Below are 20,176 nucleotides of genomic sequence, written 5' to 3'. Positions count from 1 at the left end.
AAAAATGGTTCACGCCTTTCGGTTAGTGGTCTATAGCGGGCCCTGGGCTTATGAGCACTTCGGCCAAAGATGGTCGTTCACGCCAGCGAGCCGCGCCCGTTATCACTACAAATTACTGTGCTATTAAAAACATATAGTTAAGCCCTTATAGCAGTACGAGACTCAAAGTGCCAGTAATTCTAAACCACAACAACAACTAACTCCGAAAGCCCCGCGAACTTGGAAAAAGATTACCAACAGATAATCTTTTGACAATCGCCCCCCTATATAACCGCTGACAAATTACACTATATGTTTCTAAAAATCTAAAAATCTACTCTAGATGCTTTCTTTGCAGACCACAACCTCATCGACCTATCATTCGACCTCAGACCAACAAGAACAGACCTGGCTCCGTTAGAGGGATTATAACTTCGTGAAGACTTATACTTATGAAGTGTCACGACAAAAATAAGTTTCCGATTTAGACTGAGCAATGTTTTATCAAGCCAATCATTTGAGGCCCATAAAATCTCACCATCTTCTTGGTGATGAGATTGTCGATGATCAGGATCAGGCACCCAACGGCCCCAAACCTGGCTTCTCAGCGCGAGGCTTCCATCTCCTACACGCCACTCTCCATTTAGTGGCTCATTCATCAACTCGAATTCTTTAGTAAGTTCTATTCCAAGACGTGGCCGTCTTCCTGGGCCCGTAGCAGCAATTTTCTCGCCTTGGTCAAGGCCTAGATTTTGAGAGTCGGGTGCCCACACAAATGGATCAAATTGATTCCCTCGTCGAGACCGAACATCATAATATCCGTCATCCCAAAACTGTGGCAGCCAAATGTCGTGATTGGCTTTCTTCGAGAAAGCGACGCATTGGGACGATGCGCCCTTTCGATCCGTAAGCGCGGATGTAATCGTTACAGATACTCCATCGGGCGATGACCAACGACCATACAATGGAAACATCTCTTCGCTAGAACTGAATACGAGACCTAATTTTCGCAACACCGCTTCTTGATCTAACAATATATCTTGTCGATTGACTTGATTACCTAACAATTCTTCCTTTGCTTGTTGGGGAACTGGATCCTTCCGATCAGACAACCATGAGCCATCGTCGAATGTTACATCGTAGCATCTGCGCCACCTTAGCCAAGGAGACTCTTCTTCAACCTCATAGCTACGGACCACTACTGGCAGCAACTTTGAAAAATTAGTAGCGACAGTTAACAGAGCATGCCTCTGAACATGCTCTCTAAAGAATTCGAATCTATCACTCTGACCTAAATCGTATCGCTCATTGCCGGAAAAATAACTCATTGAAGAAGCTTCCGGCCATAGACGTTTGATTTCCGCTGCAATAGCATCCTCAACAACTGCCTCAGCCACACCAAACAGTTGCGCAAGAGATCTGACCTCATGCTTTGTAAACTCATAATCAAAGCTAAAGTCTGATGTCGACTTTACAGCAACGGGGTAGCTATCGGAAACGATGATGCCGTGCCTAGGCTCATTTATCTCATTAATTAATTCATCTAAAAATGAATTTTGTATATCTGGGTCAATTATATGGGTTAAGCATCTAGCAATATGAAGCTTATTTACAACGTGCACATCGGATCGCTTTGCTAAATCCATTAGTTTGGGTTTGAGAAAACGTACCGACAGCCCATGTCGCAGGGTTACACGCGCTAACCCCATTAGCAGCCATTGCTGAGAATTTTGGAACGACAGATTTTTCTCAGCCGTTGCCATTGACGCAACTGATCTATAGTCGAAGCGATCAAGCAGTAGACTGAGTTCATGAGTCAGCCCAAGCTCATGAAGGCTATTTAAATGTCGGGCGACGTTCCAGCGCATGTAGCCATCGTCGTTACCTAAGAGGTGCCAAATGAGATCCGAAATGAGTTCTTCTTCGGAGCCAACAGTTGCTTGCTCGGAGCAAAATGCGCCCTCCCCAATTTCGTCGGCCATGCGAGCCGTAGGACCAGACAATAAATGTTCCAGCGCATCTAAAGCGGATTTCCCTGTCGTAACCTCGCATAGTGCAGTGGCCAGTTGCAACCAATGGTCCCCGTCGAGATCAACTCCGTCTGCTGTGATCTTACGAAGAACGAGTTGCATCACAAAACGCTTGTCTCCGCACAGACTGGAAATCTTGCGTAGGTCGCGGACAATATTAGGAAATTGATCTTCAAAAAGCTCAGTGCTCCTTGCCGTAAAAAGTCTTTCGACCAGCTTTTTTGCTTCCAAAACAAGATGCGTTGATGAGCTACTCCAAAAAGAAAAACTCTCGTTCAATATGTCTATTGACTGATCAAATCGAAGCTCAGCAGCATCACAAATTGCGAGCAAAAAATCCAAACGCTTAGAGTAAGGGCATGCTAAACGCAACTTAACTATAAAGCGCTGTTTAGCATCATAAGGGAGTTTCCCTTCGGTCAATATGGACTTGAGAGAGTTGTCAATTGCGATAGAGGAGGAAGGATCACATGCTGCAACGAGTGTTGTGATGAAATGCTCAATATAGTTTTCACTAGGCGCATTTATTTGAGCGTGTACAACGTTAGGTGAGGAGCTACTACGTTTATTGAACTCATCCTGCTTTCGCTTTGCATCCTTCCAGAGTTGATCGATCTCTTTCAACTCATCGCTGGTGATTGCATTTGGGTATTGCTTACCAGTCTCAAGCATGCTCTCCCAAAGCGAAGCCCATCCACCAAAAGAATTAACTTCGCGCAACTTATTGATAATCGTATGAAAAATCTTCCTCTGATCCGATAGTTTAGCTTTTTTTAGGAGATCCGCTACGCCTCTTCCAGTCTGCCAATCCCACCACCCATGATCCTCACAAATAGCGAGAATAAAAGCGGCTCGCCGCGGATCGAGATGCCCGGCCTGTGCAAGAAAACAAGCGAGCTGTGGTAGTCCATACGAAAAATCGGCAACATCTTGGTCGTGCCAACGTACCAACTTAGCGAGAGCCGGGAATCCTATAGTTTTTGCAGCAGCTTGTGCAAACAGCTTCCAACCAAACTTTTTAGGTTCATTATTGATGATAGGCTGGCATAAATTCATAAGCCGCTGAGCTAGTTCAGGCTTTAAAAACCCACCTTGCTGTTCACTCGCAAAGTTAAGTAGTGAATAGATTTGCTCATAACTCTCCCCACCTATCTGATCTAACTCTGACAAACCCTGTCGATAATAACCACGGGCTTCGTCAATGCTCATCGACACTATGGAAGCAGCGAGATCTACATATGTTTCTCCACGCCGCCCTATATCATCGTCCAGGCGTATTTGTGCTGCAATATACTGAGCAAACGCCCCTGCAAGATTATGGAGGGATGACCAATGAGCAATTTGACGCAATACACTGATTTTTTGCTCAATCCCAAATCCTGTTGTAGAGACCAAGCTGATTAGGCTCTTAACGTCTTCAACTGAAGGCTCGGACGAATGTAGCAACAATATACTCGCGCAGCCAAATCCCACTGCACGAACAAGTGCGTCAGCGGCCGTTTCAGATCGCAAGTTAATTCCCGACCTAGTTTTTTCATTCCATATAGCCAGGAAATCGGAAAAGGTACTACCTGATAGGCTTTTGTGCACGAAGATCGCGTTTTCGATCGGCGCGATCAACTCATACGCAAGGAATATACCTTGGCTAATGTCCTCACACTCACGATCATTGAATTTTGTTTTAAGCTTACGATCTCGACGATCACTAACTCCGTTGGCTGCTGGCTCACGAAGACCCTTCAAAAATCTCAGCAAATCTATTCGATTCGCAGCTGCCTTAGCATGCTTAGTTATCTTGACGTTTTGCGGCAGTAGATCATGGAATGCCAATCGCTTCCCGGAGGACCACGCACGAATACAGGATCGGAAAATAGAGGGCCAGATTTTAGAGTGGCCAAAACGCTCGCCGTACTCGTAACTTAACGGGCGAGAAATTGGTGCTGCATTTATGATAGTCCTTGCGCCGGTTCGGGAGCTGTAGAGCAATGCGGCAAAGGCGGCGTTGGTTTCATAAAAACTGGCTTCATCGCTATTCGAAAAACTTTCGGCCCGGTCGATTTTAGAATTTTCGGGAGCAGCAATTGATTTTATCAACCCTTTTACTTGCGACCTATTAAGCAAGCAAGGCCTCAAAAGAAATGACAGCTTCAGCGCTCGAGACTTGCAAACATCAGAAGCCGCAAATGAAGAAAATAAAGAGAATATTTTCGTATTATTTACTTGATCAAACAACTCCAACAACTGCAGAAGTTTTTCACTTGCATCTAGCGAGAAACGAGTATTCCAATTAGATAGATTACGGTCAATTTTAGCGAACTCTGCTTCAACGCTATGCTGAAATAATACCGCAACATAATCCTCCACATTTGGTGCTTCAAGGTCTCGGCTTGTCTCGTCGCGCCGCTGCCCCATATACCAATTAATCCAGCGGATCGTACTTTCACATTGTATCTGGGCTTCATCGGGGTTACCCGCAAATCGGTGCGCGATTGTCAATCGAGCATTTCTCGCACCACGCCAGCCTGAGCGATTTGCGAAAAGTCGGCGGTAGGAATCGAAGTCGCCAAGGATAATCGCAAGCGCTGGTGATTTAAGAATATAACCATCACCTCTCATGTTGGCAGTTTCAACTTGTCCAAGCCGCATGCTCAAGCCGAGCACTCGATCCAGGTCATCTTGCGCGACCGCCAGTCTGAAAGCTGCACGTAGTCTTGCGAGTGAAAGTCTTCGACGTCCGAATTCAGACTGTACAGCTGTTGGAAAGTTGGACGATTCAGCAAGGGCAAATGCTCTATCGCTGTCATTGATAACAACTAAAAAGTGCGGCAATGCTTCAGCCGCGTAGCTCGACGTGGATTGTGAAGAAAGGAGCCGATCAGCAATAACTGTTTGAGCTTTCGTTTGCTTAGAGTAAGTCTCCCGTACGAATGTTTCAGTAGGCTCGTCCCTAAAGATCGCTCCGTGCGAGGAAATCTCTAGCATCGGAGCCAGATCAGAAGCGGCTGTATTTACTTGAGCCACAGACCATCCGAGCGCATCCGCTAGTTCTTCGAGGGGAATTGGCGGAGGGAGAAGTGATAGTGCGACGAAAAATTCCGTTATATCTGTATCACACCAACCTGCTATATGGAGATCAGAAACGATTTTCTTGCAGCGCTGAGCAATGATCTCAGGGACAGAAATTGGATCTGCCGTAACATCTGCGACTACGTTCTTATCCCACGTTTGCACGAGATAATCGAGAACTCGTGCGTTCCGCCCAGATCGCGCCAAAGCGGTAGATATTTCCACGCTGGTAGCATTTGGCTTACGAGCAGCTAGAAACTCTCGAGCCTCCAAATCATTGAAGGGTCCGAGCTCCACCTCATTTACTTGCGCTCGCCCAATGACAGAGTTCTTGCGATGAGTGCGTGCCGTGTACATCAACTTCACACTGTCGATCGGATCTTCATCTATTGCTGACAAAAGACGTGTCGGAAAAGACTCCTCGTGACGATATTCCGCCTCAAGTTGAGCATTGTCCGATGCGTCTATTATAATAAGCAGGCCAAGCTTTTTTGATTGAGTTCGGATTGCCAATGCCGCCTGTGCAAAACGTCTGCACGCCGCCTTAATAATTCTGCGACTATCATCGCCCCCCGGGAGCATTGGATCACATAGTGCTCGTGAAGCAAGTTCGTTGACGATTTGAACTAGCCCAATCTTAGGTAAGTGCCGCGCTTGATTTTCTGATCGATAGGCCCCGCCGCCGAAGCAATCAAAAATAACTATCTCATACTCTGTCGCCATCCTTTCAGCCAGGCTTTGGACAAAAACAGTTTTGCCCACCCCACCCTCTGCATGGGCGAAGATAGGTAAATCTGACGCCCTTATCAAATCACTTATTATCGTAAGCTCTGCTCTCTCTACAACTGCTCCAACGTCGATAAAACGAGACTCCGCTGGAAAAAGATCCTCTGGTTCGCAATCCATTGCATCCAGAACATCCTCACGTCGAATCAAATTCTTACCTTGACCAGTTGGTCCGGCCTTCTTTAAAACTAAATCCTGCAGGTCATAAAGTCGAAGCCGAGCTTCTGAATCTGAGCCTGGTGACCAGTCAGTAAGAGTTCTCTTAAGTAAGCTCTCTTGACCCGCAAGACTCTTTTCTCCTGCTCTAAAAACTATTCTAGAAAAAAGACGACTTACGTCAGACAAACCACGATCGGCGCACCATTGTCTGAGGTTCCTAGCCTGCGTGGACGCACCCGAGGACTTAGGTTTAGATCCGTCAATCAGAGAGCTGATTGCTTCCCATAGACTCTCCGTAAAATTTGAATTTGTCACGAAAACGAAGGATAGTTTTTTATCTACCTTAGTTACCGAAAACTCTTTTTCATAACCTAAGATCGTATCACTAAATTTCTCGATTGTTTTGCGAAGATAAATTGCTGTGACAGCTTCCGCTCGCAATTTGTATTTAAATTGAACCGTCTCCAGCCGATCACATGTCCTAAAATTATCTCCATTACCATAATATAGAACGAGATCAGCTACCTCTTCCGCTTTAGCTCCTGGGCTCGCGGTCTCCGTAGAGGAAATGCCTTCCACAGCGATCGCAAATAAGCAGTCATCGGGAAAGACTAGTTGGAGAGCTTTCCTCGCAGCCCAACGCTCATGAAAGGTGTGACCCGCGCGGGAAGCGCGGACTGAATCGACCTCTGTTGCGATCATCGACATTAGTGTTGTTTCGTCCTTTTCCCAACAGCATTGAGTTCTTTAATTTCCCAGCATCCAGGACCGATCTTGGCGTCAGCTTGAAGCAATACGGCTTGGTGCTCTGACTATTTTTGGCCATTCAACACTGATATAGGGGGCGCTTCAATCACTAAGATTTACCAGATCCACTCTCAACTGCAAGGCCAGGCAAGGTCGGATCGCATCCGTTCCCTGATCCCCCCTCGTCGTGTAGACAAATTTAGACGTCAGCTTTTCGCGAGGGCCAAGACTAATCGACTGCTTCTCGTCGTCAGCTGACCGTCTAAGCGCGAGCTCTGGTCAGATGACAGTCTTTTTAGTCATCGTAAAAGCTGCTGCCAAAGCAGTTATTGATGTAACACCTATTTGTCATGTAACACGTCTATCGGCAAACAACGAATCAATGTGTAACAATGAATAAAGCCTTTAAAATCATATAGTTAAATATTGACGTAACGCGTGTAACACCCGTAACACAGTTTTAAATGGATACCCCCGAACCCCATTGGTGAATAGTCCACCAGCGAGGGACAGATCGATAAAGCTTCTGGCTTCGGTGAGGTAGCGGGACACTGAGCATTTCGGATAGACACGAGGCATAGAACCCGCCGGATCTCGTTAGTGGCTGGGCTCCCCGAAGTTAGTTGACCGGGCCAATCCTTCTCTATCCTGAACGAAACCCATAACCGTTACAGATCCGGTAAGGATGCCCTTTTCTCTTCAAGATCCTTTCAATTTCAACGTTGAAATTTCAGTAAGCTGGTGCGGCTGCCGCTACCAGGATCCCGCGGGTTTCATGCCCCTTATGCTTCGGAGTACCGCAGGGTCCCCAGCAAGTTTTAGCCAGGGGTACGTGCTACTCGCGGGTTGTTCCACAGGATCCATGTTGACACTACACCTAGCGCTAGGCCCGAAAAGTAGTGTATCCAGTGAGCTTGACCAATAAACGGATGATGAGGGCACCGATGACCAAGCGTGAACGGATTCGCAAGGAGCTCTTAGAGCTGGCCTCAGAAGGTTACGAGCTCGCATCCAAATTCAACAAAGATAAGGAGGTAGATTTTCGAGACGATTACCAGGTGTGGTATTCGAAAGCTGTAAAGGCTGTAGCGACGCTTGCACCCGACCGGTATGCAGAATTCAAGGGCTACTACGAAATCGACCCGAAAAGAAAAAGTCTCGGATATGGCACATACGTAATACAAGATTTTATGAAGGGGGTTTCCCCTGCGTCTTGGGATACGAACGACTCAAAAGTCCGGGTGGTTACCTGCTTCGTAAATCAGCTTACGATTCTCACCTCCCTAAAAGCGCGCATTGACTCAGTAATTTCCAATATAGAAAGTGAACTCTACGCTGAGTTGCAAGACGGCGAGCTAGTAATCGCCGCACAGCTAGCGAAGATCAGCCCACGAGCTGCAGGTGCGCTGATGGGAGTTGTGATTGAGGGGCACCTCCAGAAAGTCGCAGATGCTCACTCAATCAAAATTGCCAAAAAGCATCCCACCATCGCAGACTTGAACGAACCACTAAAAGCTGCTGGCGTGATTGACGTTGCCGTATGGAGAAAAATTTCATTCTTGGCAGATCTCCGTAATCTTTGCTCTCACAAAAAGGATGTCGAACCGACAAAGGAGCAGGCTGAAGAGCTGATACAGGGTGCTGAGTGGCTGACAAAAAATATCTTTTAGAGCCCGTCAATACCCCTCTAAAGCCGTTGCGCCAGGAGTATCGGATCAGAATTTAATGAATACGTCGGTTATTTGATCAGCTATAGCAGATGCCGACGTGTATCCCTACCTGTATCCCTATACGATACAATAACGCTACACACCGTGAATTACATGGTTCTTTATGGTCTCCCTCGGGCACCATCTTAAAGAAAGACCTTGAAATTCAAGGTCTTTTTTTTCGTCTGTGAAAAAGTGACCGGCATGGCAGTAGAGGTAACGGGACCATGGAATTGACGCTTGAAGCAGTTGCACTGTTTGCCCTGAAACTGGTGCATGAGACCGAGGACGGCAGCCCGCTGCTGCGCGATGACCCGGCGATGGATGGGTATGAACGCGAGGTGTTTGGGCTGCTGGTGCGCCAGGGTGATTTGGCGCGGATTCAGTTAAAGCTTGATCAGTGCCTGACGTTAGCGCTCGACTCTCTGGGCGGCGCCCATACCGTGATGGGGCGCGAGCTGCAGCGGCTTGCGCTGGACGTGCATCAAGCAGCGACCCTGGAAGCACTCAATGCTCCGCTCCAGGCACTCAAGGATTACCTCAAAGCCATCCTGTAACGCGCAGCTAGCGTCGCCCCTCCACCGCCATCCGCACCGCCAACCCCATCAACACCGACCCCATCACCCAGCGCTGCACCACCTGCCAGCCTGGCCGGGTGACGAAGAACACCGCGATGGAACCCGCCATGCAGGCAATCACCGCGTTGACGCTCACGCTGATAAAAATCTGCAGGGAGCCCAACACCAGGGATTGCATCAGCACACTGGCATGACCGTTCGGATCGATGAACTGCGGCAACAGCGACAAATACATCACCGCTACTTTGGGATTGAGCAGGTTGGTGATTAGGCCCATGGTGAACAGCTTGCGCGGGCTGTCCTTGGGCAAATCCCGCACCTGGAATGGCGAACGCCCACCCGGCTTGACCGCCTGCCAGGCCAGGTACACCAGGTACAGCGCCCCGCCGAGCCGCAGCGCGTCGTAGGCGAAGGGCACTGCCATCACCAACGCAGTGATACCCAGTGCCGCGCAAACCATATACACCACAAAACCCAACGCCACCCCGCCCAGGGAAATCAACCCGGCGGTGCGGCCCTGGCAGATCGAGCGGGAGATCAGGTAGATCATGTTCGGCCCAGGCGTCAGCACCATGCCGAGTGAAATCAGGCCATAGGCAAGCAAGCTGGACATATCGGGCATTGTTTCGCTCCTGGATTTTTATTCTGCCAGCGTGAATCCTTCGCCAACGCCGTAGGGTTAAGCGCCATGCTAGGGCCTTGAAGGGCCGGGCGTTAGATACAGATCCGCGAGCAAAACGTCATACACAGGCGGCCCCACCGAACCCAGGACAGGCACATGATCGACTTCAACAACAAAGGCTTCTTCAAGCTCAAACAAAACAATGAATACGCCGAACGCGTTTCGGCCCTGCTGCTCGACGGCGAGGAAGTGGTCGACGCCTACAAAGCCATGCGTGACGGCGTGGTATTCACCACCAAGCGCATCATTGCGGTGAACGTGCAGGGGATTACCGGCAGCAAGAAGGACTTCACGTCGTTGCCGTATAAAAACATCGTGGCGTATTCAGTGGAGACGTCCGGGACGTTTGATCTGGACTCGGAATTGGAGGTTTACTTTTCGTCACTGGGGAAGGTGAGGTTTGAGTTCACCGGCAAGACCTCGATTGTGGAAATATCGCGGTTGATTTCCAAGCATCTGCTGGGCTGATCAACACAAGGAGGCTTGCCCGCGACAGCGGTGAATCAGTGACTAGATCGGATACTGATACTCTGCCATCGGGGGCAAGCCCCCTCCCACATTTTGATCGCGCTGTATCAGCTGAATACGCAGGCGAGGCCGCTCACTTGGGCTGGAATGTCTCCAAGTAGGCCAGGATGTTTTCAATCTTCTCCTGATCGCTGATCCCCCAGAAAATCATCCGCGTCCCACTCACCACCTTCTTCGGCGCTTCGATATAGGCGGCAAGCTTTTCCCGCGTCCACACCACCCCGGAATTCTTCATCGCATCCGAATACTGATAGTCGGTGGTAGTTCCGGCAGGCCGGCCAATGATGCCGTTAAGCTGCGGCCCGAAACCACCGCGGGCGCCTTCGCCGACGCTATGGCAGCCACCGCAGGTCTTGGTGAAGAGTTTACCGCCCGCCTCCGCGTCGCCGGCGGCGAAGGCAGGGCTGGTGGCAAGGGTCAGGACGAGGGTGAACAGGGCGTACTTCATTGAGGGCTCCACTTCGGCTATTACCGGCGATTATGCCTGTTTAAGCGGGCATGCCCCCAACCGTTCAATCAGGCGCGTCAGATAACCTCGCTCCAGTAGCAACCACGTCAAATGACCACCCATCGTTTAAAAAACATCCAATCGAACCTATAAGCGCGCGCTCCACTCCACCCTACTGAACCCCTGATGGTGGAGTAAGGATCATGGCTCAGCCATCGATTTTGGTGTTGGAAGACGACGAGATCATTCGTTCGTTGATGGTGGATGTGCTGGAGGAGTTCGGGGCGCATGTGACGTCGTTCCCTTCGGCGGATGACGGGATGATTTTCCTGGAGCGCGATGATGAGCAGGTGGACCTGATTGTCAGCGATATCCAGATGCCCGGGCTGTTGAACGGCTATGACTTGAGCAGGGTGGTGGCGCATCGTTGGCCATCTATCCAGGTGCTGTTGACATCCGGCAATACGTCCCTGGCGTCTGAGTTGGGTGGCAGGGTCAGGTTTTTACCCAAGCCATGGAGCACCGAGCGTCTGCTGGAGTGTGTGGAGTCGGCGTTGACTCAGCAGGGTGCGTCCATGCATTGATAGCGCTGCGACATCGTTCAAACCGAACTTCCGGTCAGGCGAAGGGGTCATTAACCATGCATGGAGCGACTTCTCGGATCTGACGGTCAGCCTTTTCGCTCTGTGCGCTCAGCTGATTGCCATGAGTTGTGTAGAATCGTTGCCGACTTTTACCCGTCATGGATGGCTGACAAGCCCACAGTTCGAGCTCATTGAATGCATTCACAGGCCCATGACATTGGTGCGCCCTCCTTGCTGGAAGCTTTGCGCACAGGTACGGGCTTGCTGCACGTAGCACTGGAAAAGCGCCTGCCGTTTTTCTGTGCAAGCCTGGATGCCGATTGGTACCGACGCTTGCTTGAAGCGTATTACGGGTTTTACGCGCCGATGGAATCGACGCTGTACAACAGTGGCTTGATCCCCGATGGTTTCGACTGCGTATTGCGTGCGAAAACCCCGACATTAGTCTGTGATCTACACGCCCTTGGCCTGGATGACATTGGGATCAACGCCCTGCCCCGCTGCACCCACCTCCCCGACCTCGACACCGCGGCGGCCTGCCTGGGCGTCCTCTATGTGCTGGAAGGCGCGACCCTCGGCGGCCAGGTGCTACGCCGGGAAATGGCCCTGCGCCTGGACGTGGGTGCCGACAACGGCGGCGCGTTTCTCAATGTATATGGCGCCGAGACCGGTCGACGCTGGAAAGACTTTCTCGATTATCTGGGCCGTTTGCCGTTGGACGCACTCGCCAAACAGCACGCGGTGAACGCGGCCCGTTCGACATTCAGCGGCTTTGAGCAATGGCTCGACAGCCAGGAGGTACTGCTATGAAACCCGAAGATTTTGAAGAGTTGCTTGCCAACTGTGCTGACGAGCCCATCCGCTTTCCGGGGGCGATCCAGCCCCATGGGGTGCTGCTGACCTTGTCGGAGCCCGGCCTGGAAATCATTCAGGTGAGTGCCAACGTAGGCACCTTGTTTGGCCACGCGCCTGAGACCCTGTTGAACCAGCCGTTGCACACGCTGATTGGCGACGAGCATGCCCAGGCTGTGCAAACCATGGCTGCCAACAACACGTTTTTCGATGCTCCGCCCCTGCACGTCACTTTCAACGGTGCGCCATTCGAGGGCCTGCTGCATCGCCATCAGGATGTGTTGGTACTGGAATTCGAACCACGGCTCGAGAACTTCAAGCCACAGGCGCGCAATGGCCGCACCAGTGACCTGGGCAAGATGCTGCAACGCCTGCAATCGGCCAAGACCCTGCAGGCGCTTTACGCCATCAGCGTGAATGAAATCCAGGCCATGACCGGTTATGACCGGGTACTGATCTATCGCTTCGAAGAGGAAGGCCATGGCCAGGTGATTGCAGAAGCGTCGGCACCGTCCATGGAGTTGTTCAATGGGCTGTTCTTCCCCGCATCCGACATCCCCGAACAAGCTCGCGAGTTGTACCGCACCAACTGGCTACGCATCATCCCGAACGCGTCCTACGAACCGGTGCCGCTGCTGCCCAAGTTGCGGCCGGACACCGGCCAGCCCCTGGACCTGAGCTTTGCCACCCTGCGCAGTGTCTCGCCGATTCACTGCCAGTACATGCAGAACATGGGTGTGCTGTCGTCCATGAGCATCTCGCTGATGAAGGGCGACAAACTCTGGGGACTGATCAGCTGCGGCAACCGCGAACCGCTGCTGGTGCCCAACGATCTGCGTATGACCTGCCAGACCATAGGCCAAATACTGTCGTTGCAGATCAGTGCCATGGAAGCCCTGGAGCTGAGTGGTCAGCGCGAAGAGAAAATCGAAACCCTGGCGCTGCTCGATCAAGCCATGAAGTCCAACGAAGGCAATGTGTTCGACAGCCTGGCCCACCACGGCAAAAAACTGATGGACCTGACCCTGTCCGGCGGCGTGGCGATCATTGAAGACAAACAGTTGCACCGCTACGGCAACTGCCCGGAACCGGCGCAGATACGCACGTTGCACAAATGGTTGCAAGAGAGCGACGAGCCGGTGTTTTCCAGCCATCACCTGGCCTCGGTGTACCCGCCTGCCGCCGAGTACCAAACCGTCGCCAGCGGCGTACTCGCCATGAGCCTGCCCAAGCCTGTGGATAACGGTGTGCTGTGGTTTCGACCGGAGGTGAAAGAGAACATCAACTGGAGTGGCGATCCGAAAAAGCCGTTGAACCTGGAAACTTCCGACGCCGGCCTGCGCCTTCGCCCGCGCACGTCGTTTGAAATATGGAAGGTGGAAATGGCCGGCATCTCCACCAAGTGGAGCCATGGCGACCTGTTTGCCGCCAACGACCTGCGCCGCTCGGCCTTGGAAAACGACCTGGCTCGCCAAGTGCTGCGCGAACAGCAGGCAGTGCGCGCCCGTGATGAATTGGTCGCGGTGGTTTCCCACGACCTGCGTAACCCGATGACCGTCATCTCGATGCTCTGCGGCATGATGCAAAAAGCCTTCAGTTCCGAGGGCCCACACACCTCACGGCGGATTTCATCGGCCATCGACACCATGCAGCAGGCCGCCGGACGTATGAATGTGCTGCTGGAGGACTTGCTCGACACCTCGAAAATCGAGGCCGGGCGCTATGTGGTCAAGCCGGTGGCACTGGATGTCAGCCAGATTTTTGAAGAGGCGTATTCACTGCTTGCACCACTGGCCACGGAAAAAGCTATCGACCTGTCGTTCAATGCCGAGCCTGGCCTGCAGATCAATGCCGACCCGGAACGTTTGTTCCAGGTACTGTCGAACCTGATCGGCAACGCAATCAAGTTCACACCGCGCCAGGGCAACATCGGTATCAGCGCCATGAGCAACGGCGAAGAGATCGTATTCTCTGTGCGTGACTCCGGTGAGGGCATTGCCCCTGAGCAACTGCCCCATGTGTTTGAACGCTACTGGACCCAGACAGAGAACAACCCTACCGGCAGCGGGTTGGGACTGTATATCACCCAAGGCATTGTCCAGGCCCACGGCGGGCGGATTGAAGCCCAGAGTGAGTTGGGCCGTGGCAGTGAGTTCAGGTTTACGGTGCCTAAGCCCGCCTGAAACGCGCCCAAACATTTGATTACCTGAGGCCGGGAACGACGAACCCGGCTTATGCCACTGATTAAGTGCGCACTCAAAGGGAGCATTGATGCGGGAACAATCCTCCAATTGAGCAAAGGGTTTATCATGATTATCGGTCAGCCGTTCCACGCCTATAACATCAACCAATCGACGGAGGTCCAGCAGGACCATCAAGCGCCCCTAAATCCTGCGGATAACCCGTCGACAACTGAAAGCAATCAATCAGAGCCCGTGACGACGGGGAAATCTTCTCACTCATCCCTGGATTCCCTCGGACAGGGCCGGCTGCTTTGACCCTACCCACAGCACCAGGCCTGTAGCACGCCTGGTCGCCCCCAAGGAGTGCAGCGCCGGTGCTGCACTCTGTTGACAAAACACCGACATCCGCCGCGCTACCCTTTCACGTCCTAGACTTCGTGTGAGCCACCACCTCAATGCTTCAACCCGACACTCTGCCCGCAGTCATTGCAGGACCGCTGTTAAGGCGGCTGGAACCGCAGCGCCTGGTTATTTGGTTGGTGGGCAGTCGTGTCCTGCCGTTGTACTTGGAACTGCGTTTACCCCACGGCGAGACGTTGGATATCCCTTTAGATACCACGCACTGCCAAGTCGTGCCCGTCGGGCGCCATGCCTTCATCCACCTGATCGATGTAGCGCTGGACCATGCCCTGCCCCAGGATGTGGTCATCGGCTACGACCTGTTGATCGACGGCGTAGGCATCGCCGACTGGGCATCACATTTGCTGTACGCCGATACGACGATGCCGAACTTCGTGCTGCACAGCCGCATCCACCAGTTGGTACACGGCTCCTGCCGTAAGCCCCACCACCGTGCCGACGAAGGCTTGTTGTGCGTTGACCGCCTGCTGGCGGATGCCCGCACACAGACCGAACGCCCGGCCCTGCTGATGATGAGCGGCGACCAGGTCTACGCCGACGATGTCGCAGGCCCCATGCTACGGGCAATTCATGCGCTGATCGCGCGCCTGGGGCTGTTCGACGAATACCTGGAAGGTGCCGTGGTGACCGACAGCGCCACCCTCTACGACCATCGCGCCAGTTACTACCACCGAGCGGATTTGCTCCCTGCGCTGGACAGTAACGAGACCTTGCGCGAACGCTTTTTCGGCGGTGTGAGAAAACCTATCTTCACCAGCAGCACCGCGGACAACCACCTGGTGACCTTTGCCGAAGTGATCGCCATGTATCTGCTGGCCTGGTCACCCACGCCGTGGACGCTGATCACGCCACAACCGCCGCAACTGAGCCCCGAAGAACAACAGCGTTATGCCCGCGAGCAGGCGCAGATTGACCTGTTCCGCAGCGGTCTGCCTGGAGTCGCTCGAGTGTTCGCCCGCCTGTCGACGCTGATGATCTTCGACGATCACGACATTACCGACGACTGGAACCTCAGCGCCCAATGGGAAGAAACCGCCTACGGCCACCCCTTCTCCAAACGCATTATCGGCAATGCGTTGCTGGCGTACCTGTTATGCCAAGGCTGGGGCAACCAGCCCGAAGTGTTTGGCGAACTGCTGAGCCAAACCCAGGCCATGGCCGGCCAGGCACGCGACAATCATCTCGACGCCGTCGCGCAAGATGACCTGCTGGAAGCGCTGTTGAAATTCCAGCACTGGCACTACGTATTGCCTACCACGCCCGCCCTGGTGGTTTTGGACACCCGCACCCGACGCTGGCGCAGCGAGTTCACCCTCAAGCAACCCTCCGGCCTGCTGGACTGGGAAGCCTTGAGCGAACTGCAACAGGAACTGCTCGACCACCCGTCGGCCATCATCGTCTCGCCCGCGCCGATTTTTGGCGTAAAGCTGATCGAGACCGTACAGAAAATCTTCAGCTGGTGCGGCTTCCCCTTGCTGGTAGACGCTGAAAACTGGATGGCCCATCGCGGCGCCGCCCAGGTGATATTGAATATCTTCCGACACTCGCGCACCCCGGGTAACTACGTGATCCTCTCCGGCGACGTGCATTACTCGTTCGTCTACCAAGTGCTGATCCGCCATCGCAACGGTGGCCCGAAGATCTGGCAAATCACCAGCAGCGGTATCAAGAACGAGTTCCCGCCACGCTTGCTGGAATGGTTCGACCGCCTCAATCGCTGGCTCTACTCCCCACGTTCACCGCTCAACTGGTTTACCCGTCGTCGCACCATGCAGGTGGTACCGCATATTCCGGAGCATGCCGAGGCGGGGGAGCGTTTGTGGAATTCGGCGGGCATTGGCCAGGTGTTTTTCAATGAGCACGGCCAGCCAGAGGCTATTTACCAGCACAACGCCAATGGGAAGCCCCGGACAAAAATGGCGACCCCCGAACAATAGCCTATTGCCACTAGCCAAAAGCAGCACACCCGCCCTATTCAAAGCGCGCAAGCTGCGATGTACAGTAGCGCCAGCCACGGAGTATCGGCGACAACAATGACTGGCCTTAAGCCAGCCCCCGCAGGAAGCGCGCTGATGGACGATACATCCGGCAACGAACCACTACGCAATGACATAACCGACCTCAACGTCGACCTGTTGCACGCCATCATGGAACTGGTCAGTGACGGAGTCTGGGACTGGAACGCCAATACCGGTTTCGTCTACCGCAACCCCGGCTGGTACGAAATGCTTGGCTACTCCCGCCACTCCCTGGAAAATAGCGTGTTCACCTGGGAGAACGTGATCCACCCCGAGGATTACCCCCGCGTGATGGCGATGTTTGACGACTACATCAGCCAGCGCTCGCCCCATTACCGGGCTGAATACCGCTGTCGAAAAGAAGATGGCACCTATCTCTGGATCGAGGACTGCGGTTATATCATTGCACGTAACCCCGACCACTCCGTTGCCCGCATGGTGGGCGCGCAGCGCAATATCCATACGCGCAAATGCTCCATCGAACAGTTGCAAAGGCGCAATAAATCCCTTGAGGCACTGGTGGCCGAACGTACCCTGGAGCTGTCGCGGGTCAATCAGCAACTGCAATTGCAGCTGGACGAAAACCGCTCCCTGGCCGAACGGGATGCGCTGACGCGCATCGCCAACCGTTATCGCCTGGAAAAAGTCCTGCTGGAAGAATGCGACCGCGCCGAGCGCTTCCGCTTGCCCCTGGCGCTGGTGGCGATGGATATCGATGATTTCAAGCCGATCAATGACCGCCACGGCCACGGCGTCGGCGACCAGACGCTGATACAGGTGGTCGAAAGCCTGGAAACCTGCATACGCACCAGCGACTTGCTGGCCCGGTGGGGGGGCGATGAGTTTATGATCGTGCTGCCCAAAAGCACCCTGGAGATGGCCAAGGAACTGGCCGAAAGGATTCGCCATACAGTCAAGCTAGCGCCCACCGTAGGCGGCTTCAACGTCACCCTGAGCCTGGGTGTGGTGGAGCGGCTCATGGGTGAGTCGCCGGCCGCCCTTATGGCGCGGGCCGATCAAGCGCTGTATCGGTCAAAGGCGGCGGGCAAGGACGGGGTTTCGGAATAATGCAGGCAACCGCTCCTTCCGATTTGGAATGACCCGGCGACTTTATTTCGTTTGCGGTAAGACCAGGCGCGCGGCTTAGATAAACACGCCTGCCCTTGCCGAGTCCCGGATTCATGAGCCACGCCACCATCAGCCAATCAATTTCCATCGTTCACCCCATCAGCCTCAGCCACGGTAAAAACGCCGAGGTCTGGGATACGACGGGCAAGCGCTATATCGATTTTGTCGGCGGCATCGGCGTACTCAACCTGGGCCATTGCCACCCGGCTGTGGTTACGGCGATTCGCGAGCAAGCGACCAAACTCACTCACTACGCGTTCAACGCCGCACCACATACACCCTACATCGAGCTGATGGAACGCCTGACTGCGTTTATTCCGGTGGGCTACCCGGTCAGCGGCATGCTCACCAACAGCGGCGCGGAGGCCGCGGAAAACGCCTTGAAGATCGTGCGTGGCGCCACCGGGCGCACGGCGGTGATTGCCTTTGACGGTGCTTTCCACGGCCGCACACTGGCGACCCTCAACCTCAATGGCAAGGTGGCGCCCTACAAGCAGAAAGTCGGCGTACTGCCCGGCCCGGTGTACCACCTGCCCTACCCCAGTGCCGACAACGGCGTGACCGGTGCCGAAGCACTGAAGGCCATGGAGCGCCTGTTCAGTGTGGAAATCGACGTAAACGATGTGGCCTGTTTCATTATCGAGCCGGTGCAGGGTGAAGGCGGCTTCCTCGCCCTGGATATCGAGTTCGCCCAGGCCTTACGCCGGTTCTGCGACGAGCATGGCATCCTGCTGATCATCGATGAAATCCAGTCAGGGTTTGGCCGCACCGGCCAGCGTTTTGCCTTCTCGCGCCTGGGCATCGAACCGGACCTGTTACTGCTCGGCAAAAGCATTGCCGGCGGCGTGCCGCTGGGCGCGGTGGTCGGGCGCAAAGCGCTGATGGACAACCTGCCCAAAGGTGGCCTGGGTGGCACGTACTCCGGCAACCCCATCGCCTGTGCGGCAGCGCTGGCCACTCTTGAGGTGATGACCGATGAGCATCTGCAGGCATGGGGATCACAACAGGAAGCGGCGATTGTCAGCCGCTATAACACCTGGCGTTCGCGACAACTGTCGCCCTACCTGGGCCGCCTAACCGGCGTCGGGGCCATGCGCGGCATTGAGCTGGCCCATGCCGACGGCACGCCCGCGCCCCAGCAACTGACCCAATTGCTGCGCCTGGCGCGGGAGGCCGGCTTGCTGCTGATGCCCAGCGGCAAGTCGCGGCACATCGTGCGCCTGCTGGCACCATTGACCACCGAGCCGGCGGTGCTGGAGGAAGGCTTGGATATTCTCCAGGCCTGTCTCGCACAACTGGATGAATAGCACGCATGCCAAGGCAGGGCCTGGATGGTGGTACAGGCATTGATGCGCCGCTATCGGCACTGAAAGTATTCACCCGCCCGAACCTGCCTTGACCTGATCCCTCTCCCCGCCGAAAATGCCCGACGTTTTTTGTCTCCCCGCTTACTACGCAGTGAAATTTTAATGTCCGATTCCTACACCGCAGAATCCGCCGAAGAATCCGTAGCCGCCTTGCGATCCAAAGCCGAATACGAAAACGCCATCAATCTTTCACAGCATGTGCCAGCGGCCAAGATCATCAGCGAGATGGTGCTGGACGCGTTTCACACCTCCAAGGAAAGCGACCAGATCCGCGAGTTGCGCGTTGCCATCCGCCAGGCACACGACGCCTTCGACGATGACAAAGCCTATGACCTGATGGGCCAGCTCAAGCAATTGAAAGACGCCGAAGCCGCCGATAACGCCGCCCTGGAAAACCTGAGCAGCCAGTTCTCCATCAGCCGTATCCTGTCCTGCTTCAAGGACGACCCAGAGTTCCAGGAACTGGTGTACGGCCTGGCCCTCAAGGTACTGAACCAGTCGCACCAGGCCATCAGCAACCCGAGCGCCGGCAAGGGCAAGGCCGCGCGCGCCAAGAAAGACACCGAAGTGTTTGTGATCAGCAAGGATGGCATCAGCGTCACCCTGCCGCTGCGCACGCCGCGCTCCAAGCTCAATGTGGACCGCGAAGCACTGGAGTTCCTCGGCTTTACCTTTGTGGGCGAAGGCAGCGAGGCGGAATTGGCGAGTGAAACCTTCATCGACAACAGCGGCGCGCAGCAGCCGGTCACGCGCAAGAGCATCATCACCGCACTGCAACAGCAAAGCGCCTTTGACGGCTATACCATCGCCGCCCAGTAACACGATGTGCAGCACACATCGAGCAAGCGCCGAAGGTCGTCGGGCAGCATCGGTCGGGTTTTATCGGGGAAGACATTTCGTCGCACAGCTGTC

At 53.8% G+C, this 20,176-nt stretch carries 13 protein-coding genes; 10 read left to right on the top strand and 3 right to left on the bottom strand.

The window, feature by feature from the left end; translation table 11 throughout:
- Window positions 1-305: 305 nt before the first annotated feature.
- Window positions 306-6,728 (bottom strand): hypothetical protein, encoded by a 6,423-nt coding sequence (locus NMB39_RS05020; RefSeq protein WP_494339564.1) that lies wholly within the window; start codon window positions 6,726-6,728, stop codon window positions 306-308.
- A gap of 983 nt (window positions 6,729-7,711) precedes the next feature.
- Here NMB39_RS05020 and NMB39_RS05015 point away from each other — a divergent pair.
- The gene (locus NMB39_RS05015) at window positions 7,712-8,437 is read left to right on the top strand and encodes a DUF4145 domain-containing protein (RefSeq protein WP_259196287.1); all 726 of its coding nucleotides are present in this window, start codon (window positions 7,712-7,714) and stop codon (window positions 8,435-8,437) included.
- Window positions 8,438-8,703: 266 nt separating this feature from the next.
- Complete coding sequence (locus NMB39_RS05010; protein ID WP_057025654.1) at window positions 8,704-9,033, top strand: hypothetical protein; 330 nt, start codon at window positions 8,704-8,706, stop codon at window positions 9,031-9,033.
- A 7-nt stretch (window positions 9,034-9,040) separates the two neighbouring features.
- On the opposite strand, the gene NMB39_RS05005 is transcribed toward NMB39_RS05010, so the two are convergent.
- Window positions 9,041-9,676, bottom strand: a complete 636-nt coding sequence (locus tag NMB39_RS05005; protein ID WP_056845975.1) for a LysE family translocator — start codon at window positions 9,674-9,676, stop codon at window positions 9,041-9,043.
- Between the two features lie 156 nt (window positions 9,677-9,832).
- Between NMB39_RS05005 and NMB39_RS05000 the strand changes: the two genes are divergently transcribed.
- Window positions 9,833-10,204, top strand: a complete 372-nt coding sequence (locus tag NMB39_RS05000) for a PH domain-containing protein (RefSeq protein ID WP_057013158.1) — start codon at window positions 9,833-9,835, stop codon at window positions 10,202-10,204.
- Window positions 10,205-10,337: 133 nt separating this feature from the next.
- Here the strand turns inward: NMB39_RS05000 and NMB39_RS04995 are convergent, their stop codons facing one another.
- Entirely contained in the window at window positions 10,338-10,712 is a 375-nt protein-coding gene (locus NMB39_RS04995) for a c-type cytochrome (RefSeq protein ID WP_494339565.1), read from the bottom strand.
- A gap of 203 nt (window positions 10,713-10,915) precedes the next feature.
- Between NMB39_RS04995 and NMB39_RS04990 the strand changes: the two genes are divergently transcribed.
- From NMB39_RS04990 to NMB39_RS04960, 7 genes are all read left to right on the top strand, one after another.
- Window positions 10,916-11,296 carry a response regulator gene (locus tag NMB39_RS04990; protein ID WP_046069458.1) on the top strand — a complete coding sequence of 127 codons (381 nt, stop codon included), beginning with the start codon at window positions 10,916-10,918 and terminating at the stop codon, window positions 11,294-11,296.
- 195 nt (window positions 11,297-11,491) lie between these two features.
- Window positions 11,492-12,106 carry a biliverdin-producing heme oxygenase gene (locus NMB39_RS04985; RefSeq protein ID WP_494339566.1) on the top strand — a complete coding sequence of 205 codons (615 nt, stop codon included), beginning with the start codon at window positions 11,492-11,494 and terminating at the stop codon, window positions 12,104-12,106.
- Entirely contained in the window at window positions 12,103-14,331 is a 2,229-nt protein-coding gene (locus NMB39_RS04980) for an ATP-binding protein (RefSeq protein ID WP_057025650.1), read from the top strand. The genes NMB39_RS04985 and NMB39_RS04980 overlap by 4 nt, the downstream gene beginning before the upstream one ends.
- 455 nt (window positions 14,332-14,786) lie before the next feature.
- On the top strand, window positions 14,787-16,688 hold the full coding sequence (locus NMB39_RS04975; protein ID WP_494339567.1) for an alkaline phosphatase D family protein: 1,902 nt from the start codon (window positions 14,787-14,789) through the stop codon (window positions 16,686-16,688).
- Between the two features lie 135 nt (window positions 16,689-16,823).
- Window positions 16,824-17,837: a sensor domain-containing diguanylate cyclase gene (locus NMB39_RS04970; protein WP_494339568.1), complete on the top strand. Its 1,014-nt coding sequence runs from the start codon at window positions 16,824-16,826 to the stop codon at window positions 17,835-17,837.
- Window positions 17,838-17,950: 113 nt separating this feature from the next.
- The gene (locus tag NMB39_RS04965; protein WP_494339569.1) at window positions 17,951-19,204 is read left to right on the top strand and encodes a 2-aminoadipate transaminase; all 1,254 of its coding nucleotides are present in this window, start codon (window positions 17,951-17,953) and stop codon (window positions 19,202-19,204) included.
- Between the two features lie 162 nt (window positions 19,205-19,366).
- Window positions 19,367-20,083, top strand: coding sequence for a hypothetical protein (locus NMB39_RS04960; protein WP_057025645.1), 717 nt, complete (start codon window positions 19,367-19,369; stop codon window positions 20,081-20,083).
- The last annotated feature ends 93 nt before the right edge of the window (window positions 20,084-20,176 follow it).

It is taken from the genome of Pseudomonas sp. FBCC-B545 (genome assembly GCF_059134095.1).
This window is presented reverse-complemented; position numbering and strand designations above follow the sequence as displayed.